Here is a 22,390-nt window from a genome sequence, read left to right on the forward strand (position 1 = left end):
ATGCAGGGCTTAATCGGGCCGTTAAAAGAACTGGCAGAGTTTGAAGAACTCTGCAAGAATAAGAAAAAAGATGTGGGAATGATCCGTGTGTGCGGATGTGTGAATTCCCAGAAATCTCATATGATGTATGCACTTGGCGATGGCTGTAAATATAAAGTCATCGCCTGTTCCAGTGAAACAAAAGCAAAACAAATCTATGAAGAATACCGTTTCCTGGACAGTAATACGTATCTGTATCCGGCGAAAGATTTTCTCTTCTATCAGGCAGATATCCGAAGTAAAGAACTGGTAAAGCAGAGAATGGAAGGAATCCAGGCAGTGCTTTCGGGTGAACCGGTAACGGTTGTGACAAGCCTGGACGGCTTCATGGATCATCTGGCACCGAAGGAAAGTATTGCGGAAAAAGTACTTAAGATACAAAATGACAGCGTTCTCAAATTGGATGAGATGGCAGAGAAGCTTTCGGTTATAGGTTATGACCGGGAAGTGCAGGTGGAAGGACCTGGACAGTTTGCGGTACGTGGAGGAATCCTGGATATCTATCCGCTGACGGAAGAACTTCCGGTGCGTATCGAACTCTGGGGAGATGAGGTGGATTCCATCCGTACGTTTGATGTGGAGAGCCAGCGGTCGATCGAAAATCTGATGGATATTGTAATCTATCCGGCGGTAGAATTCCCACAGAATGGTGAGAAGGGTGTCTCGTTTCTGGATTATTTTCCACCGGAGGATACGATTCTTTTTCTGGATGAACCGGTACGTCTTGTGGAGCGTGGACAGAATATTGAAGATGAATTCATGGAAGCACAGAAGAAACGTCTGGAAAGCGGATATGATTTGGAAGAGGAAGAAGCAAAAATCTTTCCGGTCACTGAGATCCTGAAAAAGATCAATTGTTACAGTAGTATCGGATTCTATGCACTGGGGATGAAATGCAAAGGACTGGAAGTGAGAGAGTCTTATGAGATCCAGGCGAAAAGTGTGAATCCGTATAATAACAGTTTTGAAATGCTGACACAGGATCTGAAACGGTTAAAAAGAAATGGATACAGGGTAATTCTGTTGTCAGGTTCCAGGACCCGTGCGAAGCGTCTGGCGGAAGATTTAAGAGATTATAATCTGAGCAGTTATTACAGTGAAGATCTGGACCGGGAAGTGAAGCCGGGAGAGATCATGACGGCATACGGATATATCGCAGAAGGTTATGAATATCCGATGCTCAAATTCACTGTGATCGCAGAGTCGGACATTTTCGGCAAACGGAAAAAGAAGAAAAAGAGAAAGACATATGAAGGCCGTAAAATCCAGAGCTTTTCGGAACTGAAACCGGGAGACTATGTGGTCCATGAGAATCATGGTGTCGGGGTCTATCAGGGGATCGAGAAGATCGTCGTAGACAAGATTTCGAAGGATTATATGAAGATTTCGTATGCACAGGGCGGAAATCTTTATATCCCGGCAACGCAGCTGGATCTGATCCAGAAATATGCAAGTGCCGATGCCAAGAAACCGAAACTGAACAAGTTGGGAACGCAGGAATGGAACCGGACCAAAACAAAGGTGCGCGGTGCGGTAAAAGAGATTGCAAGGGATCTGGTGAAGCTGTATGCGGCGAGACAGGAACAGGATGGTTATGTCTATGGAGAAGATACTGTCTGGCAGCGGGAATTTGAAGAGATGTTCCCGTTTGAAGAGACAGAAGACCAGATGATGGCGATCGAGGCTGTGAAAAAAGATATGGAAAGCCACAAGATCATGGACCGTCTGGTCTGTGGCGATGTCGGATTCGGAAAAACAGAAGTTGCGATCCGTGCGGCATTCAAAGCAGTACAGGAGAGTAAACAGGTGGTCTATCTGGTTCCGACAACAATCCTTGCACAGCAGCATTACCGGACGTTCGTGCAGCGTATGAAAGACTTTCCGGTGCGGATCGATCTGATGTGCAGATTCCGCACGCCGGCGCAGCAGAAGAAGACAGTCGAGGATGCGAAAAAGGGGCTGGTAGATATTATCATCGGAACACACCGAGTGTTAAGTGAAGATATGAAATTCAAGGATCTCGGGCTTCTGATCATTGATGAAGAGCAGAGATTCGGAGTACAGCACAAAGAGAAGATCAAGAAATTAAAGGAAAATGTAGATGTACTGACGCTTACGGCAACTCCGATCCCGAGAACCCTTCATATGAGCCTGATCGGAATCCGTGACATGAGTGTGCTGGAAGAAGCGCCGAACGACCGTATGCCGATCCAGACGTATGTCATGGAATATAACGATGAGATGGTACGTGAGGCAATTGAACGGGAATGCGCAAGACAGGGACAGGTATATTATGTCTACAACCGCGTGGAAGATATTGATGAAGTGGCAGGACATGTGCAGAAACTGGTGCCGGATCTGACGGTTGCCTATGCACACGGACAGATGCGGGAACACGAACTGGAACGGATTATGTATGATTTCATTAATGGTGAGATTGATGTACTGGTATCTACAACGATCATAGAGACCGGACTGGATATTTCCAATGCGAATACGATGATCATCCACGATGCGGATCGTCTCGGCCTTTCACAGCTTTATCAGCTGCGTGGGCGTGTCGGACGCTCTAACCGTATGGCATATGCATTCCTTCTATACCGGAGAGACAAGATGTTAAAAGAAGTGGCTGAAAAGAGACTGGCGGCCATCCGCGAGTTTACGGATCTTGGTTCGGGATTCAAGATCGCAATGCGGGATCTTGAGATCCGCGGAGCAGGCAATCTTCTAGGAGCAGAACAGCATGGACATATGGAAGCAGTCGGATATGACCTTTACTGTAAGATGCTGAACGAGGCGGTGAAGCAGCTGAAAGGCGAGATGGAAGAAGAGGAGACATTTACAACGACGATGGATCTGAATGTGGATGCATTTATTCCGGCTTCGTATATTCCGAATGAATATCAGAAACTGGATGTTTATAAACGGATCGCTGCAATCGAGAACAGAGAAGAGATGGAAGATATGACAGAAGAACTGATCGACCGTTTCGGAGATATTCCGAAGAAAGTAGAAAAGCTTCTGGAAGTAGCGGCTCTGAAGGCACAGGCACATCAGTTGTATGTAACGGCGGTCGAGCAGAAAGGCGAGGTTTACACATTTACCATGTATGAAAAAGCAAAAGTACATCCGGAGCGGATTCCGAAGCTGATTGAAGATTTTCGTGGCGAGCTGACGTTCAAAGCGGATGGGGTGCAGCCATGCTTTATCTATGAGAAGAAGAGAAGGAATCTGAAAGAGAAGCAGACAGACGCATTGGAAAGTACAAAAAATGTGTTAAATGGGTTGAAAAGATTGATAGGCGAAGAAAAAAGCGGTATAATTGACCCATTAAGCAAATAAAGGCAGGTTAGGATAAATGAAAAAAAGAGCATTAATATTAGTACTGGCAGGAATTATGGCAGCATCACTTATCGGATGTGGATCACTGAAGGACGATGCAGTAGTCGTAAAAGCAGGGGATGAAGAGATTACGGCAGGTGTTGCAAATTTCTATGCAAGATATACACAGGCTCAGTACGAAACATACTTTGCAAGCTATCTCGGCGGTGATGATATGTGGAGCAGAAATGCATCAGACGGCAAGACATATGAAGAGTCTATCAAGAAGACACTTCTGGATGATCTGAAGAATATGGCTCTTCTGGAAGAACATATGAAAGATTATGATGTGAAGCTTACAAAGGCCGATAAAAAAGCAATCAATGATGCAGCAAAAGAATTTGACAAAGCCAATTCACAGAAGAAAAAAGACAAGGTGTCCGGTTCTAAGGAAAATGTAAAACGTGTCATGACACTGATGGCGATCGAACAGAAAATGCGTGCGGCAATTGTAGCAGATGCGAATGTGAAAGTAACGGATGAAGAAGCGACACAGAAGCATATGCAGTATGTAGAATTTGATTATAGTACAACATCTGATTCTTCAAGCTCATCAGATACTACAGTATCCGAAGCGGAAAAGAAAAAAACCAAAAAGACGGCAGAGGCATTTGCCAAAGGTGCAAAGACAGCAGAAGATTTTGCTGCGTATGCAACGGAACAGGGAACAGAAGCCAAAGATGCCACGTTTGATTCGGATTCAGTAAGTCCGTCTAAGGAAGTCGTAAAAGCAGCAGACAAATTAGGAGAAGGCGAGACGACGGATGTGATCGAAGGTGACACTGCATGCTATGTGGCAAAAGTTACAAGCCTCAATGATAAAACGGCTACAGAGACTAAGAAACAGTCCATGATCACAGACAAACAGGATAAATACTATAAAAAAGTATTAAAGAAATGGAAAAAAGAAGAAAAGATTACAGTCCATAAAGGTAGCTGGAATAAGATTAGCTTTACAAAACTGAGTGTGAAAGCCAAAGACACAAGTACAACCGAAACAAACAGTACTTCTGGTAACTAAGAGGATTAAAATAATGGGCAGCATCCATCGGGTGCTGCCCATTATTTTGTGATCACTATGTGTTCGGAAGAAGCAGCAGGTGGCGGTTCTGTAGATACCATAGTATACAAGAAGAGCTGCCAGCGGCAGCTCTTGAAGATTTTATTTCATGAAAGTAGATACGATCTCGTTGACGAGCTTGCCGTCAGCTTTTCCCTTTACTTTAGGCATCAGGTTCTTCATGATCTTGCCTTTATCCTTTGCGGTAGGAGCATCCAGTCCCATCTCTGCAAGAACAGAAGCAACGACTTCTTTGATCTCTGCTTCATCCATCATCTTAGGAGCATACTGTTCCAGAACAGCCAGACGCTTGTTGCATTCTTCGATGATCTCTGTACGATCTGCAGGAGTCATATCCAGGGTCTCTTTTGTCTGCTTGATCTCTTTTAAGATTACCTGAGTCTCTTCTTCCGGTGTCAGGTCTTCGCGTTTGTCGATTGCTTTATTCTTAAGAGCTGCAAGCAGCATGGATAAAGTTTCCTTTGTGTCTTTGTCTTTGGCTTTCATGGCTTTGACCATATCAGCACGTACTTCATCAATTTTACTCATGATTCATTCCTCCTAATATTTTCTTCCAACTATTATACAAAACTATTGAAAAAATATCCAGTCTAATATCTGCATGAATAATTCCTTGCTGTTTTCAGCATACTAGCCATATGTTAGAAAATATGGAAAAAACAGAAAAATCAGGAGGAAGATAAATGCTATGAAGGCAACAGGAATCGTAAGAAGAATCGATGATCTGGGGCGTGTGGTCGTGCCAAAAGAGATCAGAAGGACACTGAGGATCAGGGAAGGCGATCCGCTGGAGATATTTACAGACAGAGAAGGTGAGATTATTCTGAAGAAATATTCACCGATCGGGGAACTGTCTGCATTTGCAAAGCAGTATGCGGAAAGTCTGTCGCAGGTTCTGGAATGCCTGGTGGGGATCTGTGATATGGATCAGGTAGTGGCAGCAGCGGGAAATGGAAAGAAAGAGATTCAGGATGAAGATATTACGGGAGAGCTTGGAGAATTTCTGAAAGAACGAAAAACACGGAATGCCAAAGCCGGGGAAAAAAGATATGTACCGATCGTGAGTGTATCAGAACCTTATAAACAGGAGGTGATCAGTCCGATTCTGTGTGCAGGTGATGTGATCGGTGCGGTTTTTCTGCTGAATCAGGAACGTACGGACAGATTCAAAGATACAGAGCTTTGTCTTGCGGAATATACGGCAAAGGTTCTGGGCAAACAGATGGAACAATAGGACGATTGTAAACAAAAATAAGCGCATAAATCAGATGCTTCCTTCATAATCTGTGATAGATGAGGAGGGAAAGCATGGGAAAAAAGGGACAAAATGAAGTGTGGATCATGTGGATACTGAAATCTCTTCTGGCAGCATATGTAGTGACCGGAATTCTTTTGATGATACTGGCAATGGCGCTGTATAAATTCGAACTTACGGAAGAAGCTGTGACAGCAGGGATCACAGCGGTCTATCTGCTCTCTACATTTGCCGGTGGACTTGTGGCGGGTAAACTTGCAAAGATCAGACGTTTCTTTTGGGGAATTGTACTTGGAATTCTGTACTTCGCATTTCTGTTACTGATTACATGGGGAATCTATCGTACATTTCACGGAAGTGGAACAGAGATTCTGATGACATTTGCGCTGTGTGCGGGAGGTGGTATGGCAGGCGGAATGATATCCTAAGAAAAAGATTGCGAAACCTATGTCGAAATGTTATAATAACGTAAGTTAAGCAATAGTAAGGAGGGATACGAACATGAAACATGTAAAATCATTGAATAAACCTATGAACAGCAATCTGAAAAAAAGCGGATGCGGCGAATGCCAGACATCATGCCAGTCAGCATGTAAGACATCCTGCACAGTAGGAAACCAGACTTGCGAACAGAGCAAATAATTTAAAAAGATATGGGATACTTGGGACAGCGGTCTTTAGGGTCCGCTGTTTCTTGTTGCCATGCATGTGACGAAAAGGTCCGGTGGACCTTTTTTAGTTGTCTGCGGAATTGTTTTTTGATTATTTGACAACATATGGTTTTTGACGGGTAGAAAGATAACGGGAAATTCCCGATATGAAATAAGAAAAATTAGAAAGGGGTACCAAAGGATATGATTCATCAGTACCGTAATAATGGATATAATATCGTTATGGACGTGTACAGCGGATCTGTACATGTGGTAGATGATGTCTGTTATGACGTGATCGCGGAAGTGAACAAGTCAGAAACAGAACCAACTGCCGAATCGTTAAAAGAAGCGGATGTAAAAGAAAAGCTTTTACAGACACTTGGAAACAAATATGAAACATCCGACATTGAAGATGCATTATCAGACGTGATCGAACTGACAGAAGGCGGTCAGTTATTTGTAAAAGATACATATGAATGCATGATCGAAGAAGTAAAGAAGAGAAAGACAGTTGTAAAGGCACTGTGCCTGCATATTGCACACGACTGTAACCTTGCTTGCAAATACTGTTTTGCAGAAGAAGGGGAATATCATGGAAGACGAGCACTTATGAGCTATGAAGTCGGTAAGAAAGCGCTGGACTTCCTGATTAAGAATTCTGGTAACCGCCGTAATCTGGAAGTAGATTTCTTCGGCGGGGAGCCTCTGATGAACTGGCAGGTGGTAAAAGATCTGGTAGCTTACGGAAGAGAGCAGGAGAAGATACATAATAAGCATTTCCGTTTTACGATCACAACGAACGGAGTGCTGTTAAATGATGAAATTCAGGAATTTGTAAATAAAGAAATGGACAATGTAGTGTTGAGCCTGGATGGACGTAAAGAAATCAATGATCAGATGCGTCCGTTTAGAAATGGAAAAGGAAGTTATGATCTGATCGTTCCGAAGTTCCAGAAACTTGCAGAAAGCAGAAATCAGGAAAAATATTACATTCGTGGTACATTTACAAGAAATAATCTGGATTTCTCCAATGATATCATGCATTTTGCAGACCTCGGATTCAAACAGATGTCGATTGAACCGGTTGTTGGAGATGAAAGTGATCCGTATGCGATCAGGGAGGAAGATCTTCCTAAGATCAGGGAGGAATATGATAAGCTCGCCAAGATGATGATCGAACGCGAGAAAGAAGGAAAAGGCTTCAATTTCTTCCATTTTATGATAGATTTAAATGGTGGACCATGTGTGGCAAAACGTTTATCCGGTTGTGGATCCGGAACAGAGTATCTGGCTGTTACACCATGGGGAGACCTCTATCCATGCCATCAGTTTGTCGGACAGGATGATTTCCTGATGGGTAATGTGGATGATGGAATCGTGAAGCCGGAGATTGCTGACGATTTCAGAAGCTGCAATGTGTATTCCAAAGATAAATGCAGAAACTGCTTTGCAAAATTCTACTGCAGCGGCGGATGCATGGCAAACTCTTATAATTTCCATGGTACGATCCATGATACTTATGAGATCGGCTGTGAGATGCAAAGGAAACGTGTAGAGTGTGCGATCATGATGAAGGCAGCACTTGCAGATGAAGAATAATATTTCGAGAGGATGTGTAGGAGAACGATGAAGAAGTCAAAAAGCATACTGAGTCTGCTTCTGGCTGTAATTCTTATCGTCGGACTTGGATTTACTGTGATCACAGGAATTGGCAAATCTAAGTCTGGTGCGATGAAAAACATCAAACTTGGTCTGGATCTTGCCGGTGGTGTAAGTATTACCTATCAGGTAAAAGATAAGAATCCGACCAAAGAAGAGATGAGCGATACGATCTACAAACTGCAAAAACGTGTAGAACAGTACAGTACAGAAGCAAGTGTATACCAGGAAGGAAATGACCGTATTAACATTGAGATCCCTGGTGTTACAGATGCCAATAAGATTCTGGATGAACTTGGAAAACCAGGTTCCCTTTCATTCCAGACAGCGGATGGAGAAACAGTTCTTACGGGAACAGATGTTAAGAGTGCGTCTGCAAAAACCGGTCAGGATGACATGGGGAATAAAGAATATTCTGTAGAGTTGAATCTGACCAAATCAGGTACCAGCAAATTTGCAACGGCAACGAAAGAAAATATCGGAAAACAGATTGCGATCATCTATGATGGTGAGACAATCTCAAGTCCGGTCGTACGGTCTGAGATCACAGGTGGACAGGCCTATATTACAGGCGACTTCACTTATGAAGAAGCAGATAATCTGGCATCTACGATCCGTATCGGTGGACTGAAACTTCAGCTTGAAGAGCTGCGTTCCAATGTAGTAGGAGCACAGCTTGGAGAACAGGCATTGAATACAAGTTTAAAAGCCGGTATTATTGGTCTGATCCTTGTATTCCTGTTCATGATCTTTGTATACAGACTTCCGGGACTGGCATCAAGCCTTGCGCTGGTCATCTATACAGAGATCGTACTTGTAATATTGAATGCGTTTGATGTAACGCTGACCCTTCCGGGTATTGCCGGTATCATTTTAAGTATTGGTATGGCAGTAGATGCGAATGTTATCATCTTTGCCCGTGTACGTGAAGAGATGGCAAGAGGAAGAAGTGTAAAAGTATCCTTAAAATCAGGATTCCAGAAAGCTATGTCAGCAATTGTTGACGGTAATGTGACAACACTGATCGCGGCTGCGGTTCTGTGGTTTAAAGGTTCCGGAACAGTCAAAGGATTTGCGCAGACTCTGGCAATCGGTATTGTGGTATCAATGTTTACAGCACTGGTGATTACACGTATGATCGTGTTTGCGTTCTATGGAATCGGAATTCGAAAAGAGAGTCTGTATTACCATAAGATGAAAGAAAGAAAGCCAATCAACTTCCTTGGCAAGAAGAAAGTGTTCTTCAGTATTTCTATTGCAATGATCCTTGCAGGATTCGTGGTTATGGGAGTACATTCTGCCCAGGGTAACGGGGCATTGGCTTACAGTCTGGATTTCAAGGGCGGAACATCTATGAATGTGAAGTTTGACAAAGATTATTCAATCGATGAGATTGATAAAGAGATCGTTCCTGTTGTAGAAAAAGTGACAGGAGATCATAATATCCAGACACAGAAAGTATCCGGAACAAAACAGGTAGTCATCAAGACAGTAACTTTAAGTTTGTCTGAACGTGAGAAGGTAAATAAGGCACTGGAAGATAATTTTGGTGTAAAAGAATCTGATATTACAGCGGAAAATATCAGTTCAACGATCAGTAATGAGATGCGTCAGGATGCAGTGATCGCAGTGATCGTAGCAACAATTTTCATGTTGCTTTATATCTGGTTCCGTTTCAAAGATGTACGTTTTGCTACAAGTGCGGTGCTGGCATTATTACATGATGTACTGGTTGTACTGGCATTCTATGCAGTATCCAGAATCTCAGTCGGAGGTACATTTATTGCTTGTATGCTGACGATTGTAGGTTATTCGATCAACGCGACGATCGTAATCTTTGACCGTATCCGTGAGGAACTTCCGCTTATGAAGAGAAATACAGATCTGTCAGAACTTGTAAATAAGTGTATTACACAGACACTGACAAGAAGTATTTATACTTCACTGACAACATTTATCATGGTTGCGGTACTGTTTATTATGGGTGTAAGTTCTATTCGTGAGTTTGCAGCACCTCTGATGGTAGGTATCGTCTGCGGTGGATATTCTTCTGTATGTGTTACAGGAGCACTGTGGTATGTAATGAAGACGAAAGTCGGCAAAAAAGCACAGCCAAAGAAAAAGAAAAAATAGATCATAAAATGATCCGGGAAGCAGTTATGCCTATTGACAGGGCATAACTGCTTTTTTTAAAATAGAAACATAATATTCTGACGGACAGATACAAAGGGGATAAAGATAAATGGAACGATGGGTTCTGCTGCGCAAAGGTGCAGATTTTGAAGCGATAGGAAAGAAATATCAGATTAGTCCGAGACTGGCATGCTTGATCCGCAACAGGGATGTGATCGGAGAAGAGGCAATCGAACGTTATCTGAATGGAACGATCAGTGATCTGTATGATGGGATGCTGATGAAAGATGCGGATAAGGCGATTGACATTTTGAAAGAAAAGATTGCAGAGGAGAAGAAAATCCGGGTGATCGGAGATTATGATATTGATGGTGTGAATGCGACGTATATTTTGCTGGAGGGGCTGGAACGTCTCGGGGCATATGTGGACAGTGATATTCCGGACCGCATAGGTGACGGATATGGTCTGAATCGGCATCTGATCGACCGGGCTTACGATGCCGGAATCGATACGATCATTACCTGTGATAATGGAATCGCAGCAGCAAATGAGATTGCATATGGCAAAGAACTGGGCATGACGATCATCGTAACGGATCATCATGAGATCCCGTTCGATGAAATAGACGGAGAAAAGATATACAGACTTCCACCAGCGGATGCAGTGATCGATCCGAAGCAGAAGGACTGTGTATATCCGTTCAAGGGACTCTGTGGCGCGGCGGTTGCATATAAACTGATGGAGGCGTTGTGGGAAAGCATGGGGAAAGATTCCACTGATCTGGATGATCTGATTGAAAATGTTGCAATCGCAACGGTCGGTGACGTGATGGATCTGGAGGATGAGAACCGGATCTTTGTCAAAGAAGGACTGCAGATGCTTAAGCGAACGAAGAATCCGGGACTGAAAGCACTGATAGAATGTACAGGAATTGATAAAGAAAGTCTGAATTCTTATCATATAGGGTTTGTTCTGGGCCCCTGTATCAACGCAAGCGGGAGGCTGGATACAGCAAAGCGGGCACTGAAACTTCTGCGGGTGCGTACACAGAAAGAAGCGGATATTCTTGCGGGTGATTTAAAAGCATTAAATGACAGCAGAAAGGATATGACCGAAGAAGCAGTAAAGCTTGCGAAAGAACAGGTGGAGACAACAGATTTATCCGACGACAGGGTACTGGTCATCTATCTGCCGGATTGTCATGAAAGCCTTGCGGGGATTGTTGCGGGAAGAATAAGGGAATGCTATTACAAACCGGTATTCGTACTGACGGATGCGGAGGATGGTGCGAAAGGATCCGGACGGTCGATCGACGGATATCATATGTATGAGGAACTGAATAAATGCAAAGATATCCTGACGAAGTTTGGCGGACACCGGCTGGCAGCAGGACTTTCTCTGGAAAAAGAGAATATCGCAGAATTCCGGAGAAGACTGAATGAGAACTGCACCCTGACGGAAGAAGAAATGAAAGAAAAAGTCACGATTGATATGGAGATGCCGTTTCTTTGTGTGACGGAAGAACTGGTGAAAGAGCTGGAACTTCTGGAACCATTCGGAAAAGGGAATACAAAGCCGATATTTGCCGCACGCGGAGTGACGCTTCTGGGAGCGAGAATACTTGGAAAGAACAGAAATGTACTGAAGATAAAGGCACAGGATGCAAACGGAAGTGTCATAGAAGCCATGCTGTTCCAGAATGTGGAAGGATTCTTAAAGAATATGGAAGAGACCTACGGGCGCATGGAGGTGGATGCTCTTTTACAAGGCAGAGGCGGTCATATAAAAATTGCGGTGACTTATTATCCTGATATCAATGAATATATGGGAAAGAGAACACCGCAGATTGTGATCACACATTACCGTTAAGCTGGTTTCTCTCGTTGCAGGGTGAAAACCATAGATTGAAAATCAGAACGAGTAATGGTATACTTAAAGTTGTATTTTAGACAGAAATGGAGAGAGTATCATGAAACCGATAGAAGAGTATGTAAGAAGTATTTCGGATTTTCCGGAACCGGGAATTATATTCAGAGACGTAACAAGCATCCTTCAGGATGCAGATGGATTACATCTGGCGATAGACCTGATGCAGGAAAAATTAAAAGACGTGGATTTTGATGTGGTTGTAGGACCGGAATCAAGAGGATTTATCTTTGGTGTACCGATCGCATATAATCTGCACAAGCCATTTATCCCAATCAGAAAAAAAGGAAAACTCCCATGCGAGACGGTTTCTGTTGAATATGAACTGGAGTATGGCACAGCCACGATCGAGATGCATAAAGATGCAATCAAGCCGGGGCAGAAAGTGGTTATTATTGATGACCTGATTGCTACAGGCGGAACCAACGAGGCTATGGTGAAGATGATCGAAAGCCTCGGCGGAGAAGTGGTAAAAGCAGTATTTCTGATGGAACTTGCCGGGTTAAAAGGAAGAGAAAGATTAGAAGGATATGATGTGGATGCTGTGATCACATATCCTGGAAAATAAAAAGAGAGAAATCAAGGGAAGGAGGCGTTAATATGTCTGATAAGACAACCTACGAATCACTGGACAACCGGATCGCACCGGAAACACTGACAGAAGATCACACGAAAGGGCTTGCAGTTGTAGACGGGCATGCGGTAAAATCTCAGGAAGATTATGAGGACCCGAACCGGTTATATGACATGTTAATTGCCCGTATCCGAAAGTATCATCCGTCCACAGATGTTTCCATGATTGAAAAGGCTTATAAGCTGGCGGTAAAGGCGCATGGAGATCAGCGCAGAAAATCCGGAGAACCATATATCATCCATCCTTTGTGGGTAGCGATCATTCTGGCTGATCTGGAGATGGATAAAGAGACGATTGCGGCAGGTATGCTGCATGATGTGGTAGAAGATACAAAGTTTACGGAAGAAGATATCCGGAGGGAATTTGGAGATGAGGTAGCACTTCTGGTAGATGGAGTTACCAAACTGGGAAGACTCTCTTATTCATCGGATAAACTGGAGGTACAGGCAGAAAACCTGCGTAAGATGTTCCTTGCCATGGCGAAGGATATCCGTGTGATCATTATCAAACTGGCAGACCGTCTGCATAATATGCGTACCTTGCAGTTCATGACGCCGGCAAAGCAGAAAGAAAAAGCGAAAGAGACGATGGACATCTATGCGCCGATCGCACAGCGTCTTGGTATATCTAAGATCAAGACGGAACTGGATGACCTGGCACTTAAGTATTCCCAGCCGGAGGTGTTCTATGACCTGGTGAACCAGATCAATGCAAGAAAGACAGAGAGGGAAGAATTCGTAGAGCAGATCGTAGAAGAAGTATCGACACATATGAAGAATGCGAATATCAAAGCAGAGGTCAACGGACGTGTCAAACATTTCTTCAGTATCTATAAGAAGATGGTGAATCAGGATAAGACGGTTGACCAGATCTATGATCTGTTTGCTGTGCGTATCATAGTAGAATCTGTAAAAGACTGTTATGCGGCGCTGGGTGTGATCCATGAGATGTATACGCCGATTCCGGGACGTTTTAAAGACTATATTGCTATGCCGAAGCCGAATATGTACCAGTCACTGCATACGACACTGATGAGTTCGGTCGGACAGCCGTTCGAGATCCAGATCCGTACAGAAGAGATGCATAAGACAGCTGAATATGGTATCGCTGCACACTGGAAGTATAAAGAATCCAATGACGGTAAGAAGAGTGTGGAGGCACAGGAGGAAGAGAAGTTAAGCTGGCTGCGTCAGATCCTGGAGTGGCAGAGAGACATGTCGGATAACAGAGAATTCCTGAACCTGATCAAAGGAGATCTGGATCTGTTTGCAGAGGATGTCTATTGCTTTACTCCGCAGGGAGATGTAAAGAACCTGCCGAATGGTTCAACTCCGATCGATTTTGCTTATGCGATCCACAGTGCGGTCGGTAACAAGATGGTAGGAGCCAGAGTCAACGGAAAACTTGTTAACATTGATTATAAGATTCAGAATGGCGACAGAATCGAGATCCTGACATCCCAGAATTCCAAGGGACCAAGCCGTGACTGGCTGAATATTGTAAAGAGTACCCAGGCAAAGAATAAGATCAACCAATGGTTCAAGAAAGAGTTCAAGGAAAGCAATATCATCCGCGGTAAAGATATGATTGCGACGTACTGCAGAGCGAAAAGTATCAATGTTGCAAATATCATCCAGCCGAAATATCAGGAGATTGTTCAGAAAAAATATGGATTCAAAGACTGGGATTCTGTATTGGCGGCAATCGGACATGGCGGCTTAAAAGAAGGCCAGGTCGTGAATCGTCTTGTTGAAGAATATGGAAAAGATCACAGACAGGCAATTACCGATGAAGTTGTTCTGGAGAGAGTGGCAGAAGCAGCGAAGAATAAAGTACACATTGCCAAGTCAAAGAGTGGCATTGTTGTCAAGGGAATTGATGATATGGCAGTCCGTTTCTCCAGATGCTGTAACCCGGTACCGGGAGATGAGATCGTCGGATTTGTTACACGTGGAAGAGGACTTTCCATTCACCGAACGGACTGTATCAATATGATCCACCTGTCCGAATCGGAACGTGCAAGACTGATTCCTGCAGAGTGGGAGACCGAAGTGACGGAAAAATCCGGCGGTCAGTATCTTGCAGAGATCAAGATGTATGCGAATGACCAGCAGGGACTTCTGATGGAGATATCCCGAATCTTCACTGAGGGAAACGTAGATGTCAAATCTATGAATGTCCGTACCAGTAAGAAGGGAACGGCAACGATCGAGATGGGATTCATCGTTCACGGCCGTGAAGAATTGGAGCGCATCGTGAAGAAGCTGCAGCAGCTTTCCGGAATCATAGATATAGAAAGGGCAACAGGCTAAAAGTATGAAGATAGAAAAATACGTAGTGGGAATGATCGGTACCAATTGTTATCTGGTGATCAATGAAGAGACAAAGGATACGGTCATGGTTGACCCGGGAGCATATCCGACAAAATTAAAGAATGCCGTGAAAGAGCAGGGACTGAAGCTGAAGGCTGTACTTCTGACACATGCACATTTTGACCATATTATGGGGCTTTCCGATGTGATGGAAGATATAAAAATTCCAGTATATGTGGAAGAAGCAGATCTACCGATGATGATGGACGGTGAAAGCAATCTGTCTTCTGGTTATATGCGCGGAGGATATCAGTTCGCGGATGCGGTTCCGGTCAGAGACGGACAGCAGCTTCAAATTGCAGGCTTTCAGTTCCGTGTGATCCATACACCGGGGCATACACCGGGCGGATGCTGCTATTATATGGAACAGGAAGATGTTCTTTTTAGCGGTGATACATTGTTCCGTACATCCGTCGGACGTTCGGACTTCCCAGGTGGAAGTGCATCAGCACTGGTCCGTTCTGTAAAAGAAAAGCTTTTGATATTACCGGAAGAGACGCATGTATATCCGGGGCATATGGAAGAGACGACGATTGGTTATGAAAAGCGTCATAATCCATTTGTATAATGAACGATAAGAAAAGACAGTGAAAGAAAACGGAATGGAGAAATAGAATGATTCAGATTATATGTAAAAGCGAGTCTTATACTTATAATGCGTATCATATATTAAAGGCTTTTTATCCGTCACAGGAAGTATCCTGTAAGACGGATGAAAAAGCCTCTAATTATGTAATGGTACATTTGCCGGATGACCGTGAAATTTCCGTGGGATTTGAGAACACCGTGGAAATTACTGACACAGCAGGTCGGGATGAAAGCACAGGGAAGATACAGGAAGATTCAGAGAAGGAGAGCCAGAAAAAAGAAAGAAAACGGCAGATTGATCTGAGCCTGTATGATCAGCTGGAAAGGATTACAGGAGAGCCGCTTGCGTGGGGAGTGCTTACGGGAGTGCGCCCGACCAAGCTTGCTATGCAGAAACTGGAAGCCGGATGGGAAAAAGAAGATTATATTAACTGGGCATGGGAAAGTGCGAGAGTGAGAGGAGAAAAAGCAGCTCTTGCATGGGAGATTGCCGAAAGAGAACAGAAAATTTTAAAAGAACTGGATTACGAGAACGGATATAGCCTGTATGTTGGAATCCCGTTCTGTCCATCGGTCTGTTCTTACTGTTCTTTCAGTTCCGGACCACTGGATCGCTGGAAAGAAAAAGTGGATGCATATGTGGATGCACTTTGCAAAGAGCTGGAATTTATCGCAGAACGCTCGAAAAACAAAAAATTAAATACGATCTACATCGGCGGAGGTACGCCGACAACGCTGACGGCAGAGCAGTTGGAACGGCTGATGAGCTGGATCGATGAGAAGTTTTCGAGAGAATACCTGCTGGAATATACAGTGGAAGCCGGAAGACCGGACAGCATTACAGAAGAGAAGTTGAAAGTCATAAAGAATCATGACATTACAAGAATTTCTATTAATCCACAGAGTATGCAGCAGAAGACGCTGGATGTGATTGGAAGAAAACATACCGTAGAAGAGATAAAAGAAGCCTATGCACTGGCCAGAAAGACTGGATTCGATAATATCAATATGGATATCATCGCAGGACTTCCGGGAGAAGATATTTCTGACATGGAAGATACACTGGCACAGATCGCACAGATGCATCCGGACAGTCTGACAGTGCATTCACTGGCGATCAAAAGAGCAGCCAGAATGGAGATGGAGGATTTGAACCGGGATGCGAAAGAGACGCATGAGATCCTTTCCGGCATGATCGAGAGGGCTGCAAAGGCAGCAAAAGAGATGGATCTTTTCCCGTATTATCTGTACAGACAGAAGAATATTGCGGGGAATTTTGAAAATGTTGGGTATGCAAAGGTTGACAAAGCCGGAATATACAATATACTTATTATGGAAGAAAAACAATCTATTATTGCCGCAGGAGCCGGAGCATCGACAAAGATTGTATTGAAGGATCCGATTCCTATGCCGGGCAGTAAAAAGAAGAAAATGACGCGTCTGATCCGTCAGGAGAATGTCAAGGCGGTAGATGCCTACATCGACAGGATCGACGAAATGATAGAACGCAAAGGAGAATGGTTATGGCATTAAAGAAGAAACCGGTTACCGGTATGAAAGACATGCTCCCACGTGAGATGGAGATCCGTGATTACCTGATCGGACTGATCAAAGAGACGTATAAGACATACGGATTCTGTTCCATCGAGACACCATGTGTGGAACATATCGAGAACCTGTGCAGCAAACAGGGCGGAGACAACGAGAAACTGATCTTCAAGATTTTAAAAAGAGGAGAAAAACTGAAGATCGATACAGCAAAAGAAGAAAACGATCTGGTAGACGGAGGACTGCGTTATGATCTTACCGTACCGCTTGCCAGATATTATGCAAACCATTCGAATGAATTGCCGGCACCTTTTAAGGCATTGCAGATTGGTAATGTATGGAGAGCAGACCGTCCGCAGAAAGGACGTTTCAGACAGTTCATGCAGTGTGATATTGATATCTTAGGAGAGCCGGGAAATCTCGCAGAGATCGAACTGATCCTTGCAACGACAGCTATGCTTGGCAAATTAAGCTTCCAGAACTTTACGGTATGTATCAATGACCGTAATATCCTGAAAGCAATGGCTGCTTACAGTGGTTTCCGTGAGGATGATTATGATGAAGTCTTCATCATTCTGGATAAGATGGACAAGATCGGTGCAGAAGGTGTTGCGAAAGAATTAGAAGAGATGGGATATGTAAAGGAAAATGTAGAGACTTATCTTCAGTTATTTAAGGATGTAGCACCAGATGTAACAGGTATCCGTTTCCTGAAAGAAAAACTGGGCGACTGCTTAAGTGAAGAGACAGCAGACAGTATGGAAATGATCATTTCCAGTGTTGAGACCGCAAAAGAATGCGAATTCAATATCAAATTCGATCCGACACTTGTAAGAGGACAGTCTTACTATACAGGAACGATCTTTGAAGTGACGATGGATGATTTCGGCGGATCTGTAGCCGGAGGCGGCCGTTATGATAAGATGATCGGTAAATTCACCGGGCAGGATACACCTGCATGTGGATTCTCAATCGGATTCGAACGAATCGTCATGCTGCTTCTGGAAAATGGATATGAAGTTCCGACTGTAAAAGAGAAGAAAGCATATCTGTTAGAGAAGAAGATGACAAAAGAAGGGCTTTTAAAGGTTATGTCACTTGCAAAGGCAGACCGTCAGGCAGGAAAACAGGTCCTGATCGTCAACATGAAGAAGAATAAAAAGTTCCAGAAAGAACAGCTTACTGAAGACGGTTATACAGAAATCGTGGACTGTTATGCAGATTCCGTGGAAAATTTATAAGATATATAGGAAACAATAAATTACGGCGTAAGGACGTCGGAAAAGGAGATAAAGAAACATGGCAGAATCAATGAAAGGGTTAAAAAGAACCCACAGATGTGCAGAATTATCTGCAGCCAATGTAGGAGAGAAAGTTACCATTATGGGATGGGTACAGAAAAACCGTAATAAGGGCGGTCTGGTATTCGTAGATGTCAGAGACCGTTCAGGTATTATCCAGGTGGTATTCGAAGAAGGAAAATGCGAAGCGGCACTGATCGAAAAGGCAGCTAAGCTTCGTGCAGAATATGTAGTAGCAATCGTAGGAACAGTAGCAAAACGTTCCGGTGCAGTGAATGAGCATCTTGCAACAGGAGAGATAGAGGTGATTCCGGAAGAACTTCGTATTCTTTCTGAATCAGAGACACCGCCGTTCCACATCGAAGAGAATTCTAAAACAAAAGAAGAAGTACGTCTGAAATACAGATACCTGGATCTTAGAAGACCGGATCTGCAGCGCAATCTGATGATGAGAAGCAAGGTTGCAACTCTGACACGTCAGTTCCTTGCGGAAGAAGGATTTCTTGAGATTGAGACACCGGTTCTGATCAAAAGTACACCGGAAGGAGCAAGAGATTACCTCGTACCTAGCCGTATCCAGCAGGGACAGTTCTATGCGCTGCCACAGTCACCACAGTTATTCAAACAGTTACTGATGTGTTCAGGATATGACAGATATTTCCAGATCGCAAAATGCTTCCGTGACGAAGATTTACGTGCAGACCGTCAACCGGAATTCACACAGATCGATATGGAGTTATCTTTCGTGGATGTCGATGATGTAATCGAAGTAAATGAAAGACTGCTTGCCAAATTATTCAAAGAAGTACTGGGCGTGGAAGTATCTCTTCCAATCCAGAGAATGACATGGCAGGAAGCAATGGACCGCTTTGGTTCAGATAAGCCGGATATCCGTTTTGGTATGGAACTGACAAACGTAACAGATGTTGTAAAAGACTGTGAATTTGTAGTGTTCAAAAATGCGATCGAAAATGGTGGAACAGTTCGTGGTATCAACGCCAAAGGACAGGGCGGAATGGCTCGTAAGAAGATTGATAAACTGGTTGATTTTGCAAAAGATTATGGTGCAAAGGGACTTGCGTATATTGCAATTCATGAAGACGGAACAGTGAAATCCTCATTTGCCAAATTCATGACAGATGATGAAATGAAAGCTCTGATCGAAGCGATGGGCGGAGAGAACGGAGACTTGTTATTATTTGCTGCAGATAAGAATAAAGTTGTATGGGATACACTGGGAGCACTTCGTCTGGAACTCGCACGTCAGATGGAACTTCTTGACAAGAATGAATACAAATTCTTGTGGGTAACAGAATTCCCACTTCTCGAGTGGAGCGAAGAGCAGAACCGTTATACAGCTATGCACCATCCATTTACAATGCCAATGGAAGAAGATCTTCAGTATATTGACAGTGATCCGGGAAGAGTCCGTGCAAAAGCATACGATATCGTATTGAATGGTAACGAGATTGGTGGAGGAAGTGTCAGAATCTTTGATCAGGATATCCAGAGCAAGATGTTTGAAGTGCTTGGATTTACAGAAGAGCAGGCACAGGAGCAGTTTGGCTTCCTTCTGACAGCATTCAAGTATGGAGTGCCGCCGCACGCAGGACTTGCATATGGTCTGGATCGTCTGGTTATGCTGATGGCAAAACAGGACAGCATCCGTGATGTAATTGCATTCCCTAAAGTAAAAGATGCATCTGATCTTATGACAGAAGCACCGGGACATGTAGATGCAAAACAGCTGGAGGAACTCGGAATTGCGGTTATAGCAAAAGAAGAGAAAAAGGCAGAAGACAAAGAATAAAGTAAAAGCTATATAAAGTAAAAGATGCGGGAAAACCAAAGAGAAGGTTGCTCCCGCACCTTTTTTATTACTATGCGTTCGTAAGGAGCTGCCACTTGCCAAAGCATGCAGAAAAAGTTGTCGGAGTTTTCAAATTAAAAGAAAAATTCAAAAAATTAAAAAAAGCAGTTGACAATACCATATATATACGTTATACTGAATATCGTTCTGATGAACACAAAATAATAAAACATACTTGATGTGCGATAGTAGTACAGTTGGTAGTACGCCACCTTGCCAAGGTGGAGGTCGCGGGTTCGAGTCCCGTCTGTCGCTCTGAAAAGACGTTGCAAGTAGTTGCTATGCGATAGTAGTACAGTTGGTAGTACGCCACCTTGCCAAGGTGGAGGTCGCGGGTTCGAGTCCCGTCTGTCGCTCTGAATTGACTATTTGTAACGTCTTTTTTTGTGTTGATCAATTATGGGGGTGCGGATTTGTTACTGTGCAGAAAGGAGATTAAACTGTACTAATTTCCGAGCATGGGAAGAATCGGATTGAAATTATATGTAGCACTATGCTATACTAAAGTCTGTATAAACAAAGCTGCAGAATCTGCCGCTGGCAGAATATCTGTAGATACGAAAAGAGAGTGAACAAAAAACGAGGATGTGAGAAGATGAATCAGGAAAGAGTAGTAAAAGCAGGTCTTCTGGGACTTGGAACGGTCGGCAGCGGGGTGTATAAACTTGTGGAACGCCAGAAGGATGAAATGGCATTGAAAGCCGGTGCAGGTCTTGAAATTCAGAAGATACTGGTACATAACATGAATAAGAAGAGAGAGGGTGTAGACCAGTCTCTTTTAACCGATAAGTGGGAAGATATCATGAATGATGATGAGATAGAAATCGTAATCGAAGTGATGGGTGGTATCGAACCTGCAAGAACTATGATTCTGGAAGCACTGCATGCAGGAAAGAATGTCGTGACAGCGAACAAAGATCTGGTAGCGACACATGGACACGAACTTTTGGAGGCGGCAGAAGAAAGTGGAGTGGATTTCTTATTTGAGGCAGCTGTGGCAGGAGCAATCCCGATTATCCGTCCGCTGAAGCAGTGTCTGGCGGCGAATGAGATTCAGGAAGTTATCGGTATTGTCAATGGTACGACGAACTTTATTCTGACCAAGATGATCGAAGAAGGGATGGATTTTGACGATGCACTGGCACTGGCAACAGAGCTTGGTTATGCAGAGGCAGATCCGACGGCCGATATTGAAGGACTGGATGCAGGACGTAAGGTAGCGATCATGGCATCGATTGCATTTCATTCCAGAGTTACATTCGATGATGTATATACAGAAGGAATTACAAAAATTACTGCGAAAGATGTGGAATACGCAGAAGAATTCGGTGATGTGATTAAATTACTCGGTGTTGTGCATAATACGGAAGAAGGAATTGAGGTTGCTGTTCATCCGATGATGATTCCGAAGGAACATCCGCTTGCATCCGTGAGAGATTCGTTTAATGCAGTATTTGTCCGCTCTGATGCTGCCGGTGATACGATGTTCTACGGAAGAGGAGCAGGGGAACTCCCGACGGCCAGTGCGATCATGGGTGATGTGATCGATGTGATCCGTGATATACAATACCATTGTACAGGAAGAATCAGTTGTACCTGTTATCGTGAGACACCGGTAAAGAACTTTAAAGAAGTAAAGAACAAGTTCTATATCCGTATGCTGGTGGATAATAAACCAGGTGTACTTGCTGCAATTGCAAGTGTATTCGGAGTGCATAAAGTAAGTATTGCAAGAGTGATTCAGAATACAAAAGAAGATGATGCAGCAGAGCTTGTTATTGTTACAGAAGCAGTAAAAGAAAAGCATCTGGAAGATGCACTGGCTCATCTGGTGGATATGGATACGACACGGGAGATTGGAACCGTGATCCGTGAATATTAAATAATAAATAGCAGAATATTTTCAGAGGACGGAGGCCGTAACAAGCTCCGTCTTTTATAATCGCCGT

The 22,390-nt window shown here is 43.6% G+C and carries 17 protein-coding genes and 2 tRNA genes; 18 read left to right on the top strand and 1 reads right to left on the bottom strand.

Going from position 1 to position 22,390, the window contains the following annotated elements; all coding sequences use genetic code 11:
- Both mfd and NCY30_RS03675 read left to right on the top strand, forming a co-directional pair.
- Positions 1 to 3,381 (top strand): transcription-repair coupling factor, encoded by a 3,381-nt coding sequence (mfd, locus tag NCY30_RS03670; protein ID WP_173817799.1) that lies wholly within the window; start codon positions 1 to 3, stop codon positions 3,379 to 3,381.
- 16 nt (positions 3,382 to 3,397) lie between these two features.
- Positions 3,398 to 4,441 (top strand): peptidylprolyl isomerase, encoded by a 1,044-nt coding sequence (locus tag NCY30_RS03675; RefSeq protein WP_250818467.1) that lies wholly within the window; start codon positions 3,398 to 3,400, stop codon positions 4,439 to 4,441.
- Between the two features lie 141 nt (positions 4,442 to 4,582).
- Here NCY30_RS03675 and NCY30_RS03680 read toward each other — a convergent pair whose 3' ends face one another.
- Positions 4,583 to 5,029, bottom strand: a complete 447-nt coding sequence (locus tag NCY30_RS03680; RefSeq protein ID WP_006427086.1) for a GatB/YqeY domain-containing protein — start codon at positions 5,027 to 5,029, stop codon at positions 4,583 to 4,585.
- Positions 5,030 to 5,189: 160 nt separating this feature from the next.
- Here NCY30_RS03680 and NCY30_RS03685 point away from each other — a divergent pair, with 160 nt between their 5' ends.
- From NCY30_RS03685 to NCY30_RS03760, 16 genes are all read left to right on the top strand, one after another.
- Positions 5,190 to 5,735, top strand: coding sequence for a stage V sporulation T C-terminal domain-containing protein (locus tag NCY30_RS03685; protein ID WP_006427085.1), 546 nt, complete (start codon positions 5,190 to 5,192; stop codon positions 5,733 to 5,735).
- A gap of 74 nt (positions 5,736 to 5,809) precedes the next feature.
- Complete coding sequence (locus NCY30_RS03690) at positions 5,810 to 6,184, top strand: TIGR04086 family membrane protein (RefSeq protein ID WP_022415002.1); 375 nt, start codon at positions 5,810 to 5,812, stop codon at positions 6,182 to 6,184.
- Between the two features lie 73 nt (positions 6,185 to 6,257).
- Entirely contained in the window at positions 6,258 to 6,398 is a 141-nt protein-coding gene (gene scfA / locus NCY30_RS03695; RefSeq protein ID WP_022415003.1) for a six-cysteine ranthipeptide SCIFF, read from the top strand.
- Between the two features lie 212 nt (positions 6,399 to 6,610).
- Positions 6,611 to 8,008, top strand: a complete 1,398-nt coding sequence (gene scfB, locus NCY30_RS03700; protein ID WP_022415004.1) for a thioether cross-link-forming SCIFF peptide maturase — start codon at positions 6,611 to 6,613, stop codon at positions 8,006 to 8,008.
- 27 nt (positions 8,009 to 8,035) lie between these two features.
- A complete protein-coding gene (secD, locus tag NCY30_RS03705) occupies positions 8,036 to 10,201 on the top strand; it encodes a protein translocase subunit SecD (protein WP_055180859.1) in 2,166 nt (721 codons plus the stop codon).
- Between the two features lie 109 nt (positions 10,202 to 10,310).
- Positions 10,311 to 12,071: a single-stranded-DNA-specific exonuclease RecJ gene (gene recJ / locus NCY30_RS03710; protein WP_006427081.1), complete on the top strand. Its 1,761-nt coding sequence runs from the start codon at positions 10,311 to 10,313 to the stop codon at positions 12,069 to 12,071.
- Positions 12,072 to 12,171: 100 nt separating this feature from the next.
- Positions 12,172 to 12,696 (top strand): adenine phosphoribosyltransferase, encoded by a 525-nt coding sequence (locus tag NCY30_RS03715; RefSeq protein WP_250818468.1) that lies wholly within the window; start codon positions 12,172 to 12,174, stop codon positions 12,694 to 12,696.
- A gap of 32 nt (positions 12,697 to 12,728) precedes the next feature.
- The gene (locus NCY30_RS03720) at positions 12,729 to 15,074 is read left to right on the top strand and encodes a RelA/SpoT family protein (RefSeq protein ID WP_022415007.1); all 2,346 of its coding nucleotides are present in this window, start codon (positions 12,729 to 12,731) and stop codon (positions 15,072 to 15,074) included.
- 4 nt (positions 15,075 to 15,078) lie between these two features.
- Positions 15,079 to 15,702 (top strand): MBL fold metallo-hydrolase, encoded by a 624-nt coding sequence (locus tag NCY30_RS03725; RefSeq protein WP_195369174.1) that lies wholly within the window; start codon positions 15,079 to 15,081, stop codon positions 15,700 to 15,702.
- 47 nt (positions 15,703 to 15,749) lie between these two features.
- A complete protein-coding gene (hemZ, locus tag NCY30_RS03730; protein ID WP_055180864.1) occupies positions 15,750 to 17,255 on the top strand; it encodes a coproporphyrinogen dehydrogenase HemZ in 1,506 nt (501 codons plus the stop codon).
- A complete protein-coding gene (gene hisS / locus NCY30_RS03735) occupies positions 17,240 to 18,511 on the top strand; it encodes a histidine--tRNA ligase (RefSeq protein WP_055180866.1) in 1,272 nt (423 codons plus the stop codon). The genes hemZ and hisS overlap by 16 nt, the downstream gene beginning before the upstream one ends.
- A 58-nt stretch (positions 18,512 to 18,569) precedes the next feature.
- A complete protein-coding gene (gene aspS, locus NCY30_RS03740; RefSeq protein WP_250818469.1) occupies positions 18,570 to 20,381 on the top strand; it encodes an aspartate--tRNA ligase in 1,812 nt (603 codons plus the stop codon).
- Positions 20,382 to 20,476: 95 nt separating this feature from the next.
- Positions 20,477 to 20,620 carry a hypothetical protein gene (locus NCY30_RS03745; RefSeq protein WP_161173128.1) on the top strand — a complete coding sequence of 48 codons (144 nt, stop codon included), beginning with the start codon at positions 20,477 to 20,479 and terminating at the stop codon, positions 20,618 to 20,620.
- A gap of 3 nt (positions 20,621 to 20,623) precedes the next feature.
- A tRNA-Gly gene (locus tag NCY30_RS03750) sits at positions 20,624 to 20,696 on the top strand.
- Between the two features lie 28 nt (positions 20,697 to 20,724).
- Positions 20,725 to 20,797 (top strand) — tRNA-Gly (locus tag NCY30_RS03755).
- Between the two features lie 239 nt (positions 20,798 to 21,036).
- Positions 21,037 to 22,323: a homoserine dehydrogenase gene (locus NCY30_RS03760; protein WP_250818470.1), complete on the top strand. Its 1,287-nt coding sequence runs from the start codon at positions 21,037 to 21,039 to the stop codon at positions 22,321 to 22,323.
- Positions 22,324 to 22,390 lie beyond the last annotated feature (67 nt).

Source organism: Dorea sp. MB18-49 (assembly GCF_023669465.1).
Lineage (GTDB): Bacteria > Bacillota > Clostridia > Lachnospirales > Lachnospiraceae > Dorea_A > Dorea_A longicatena.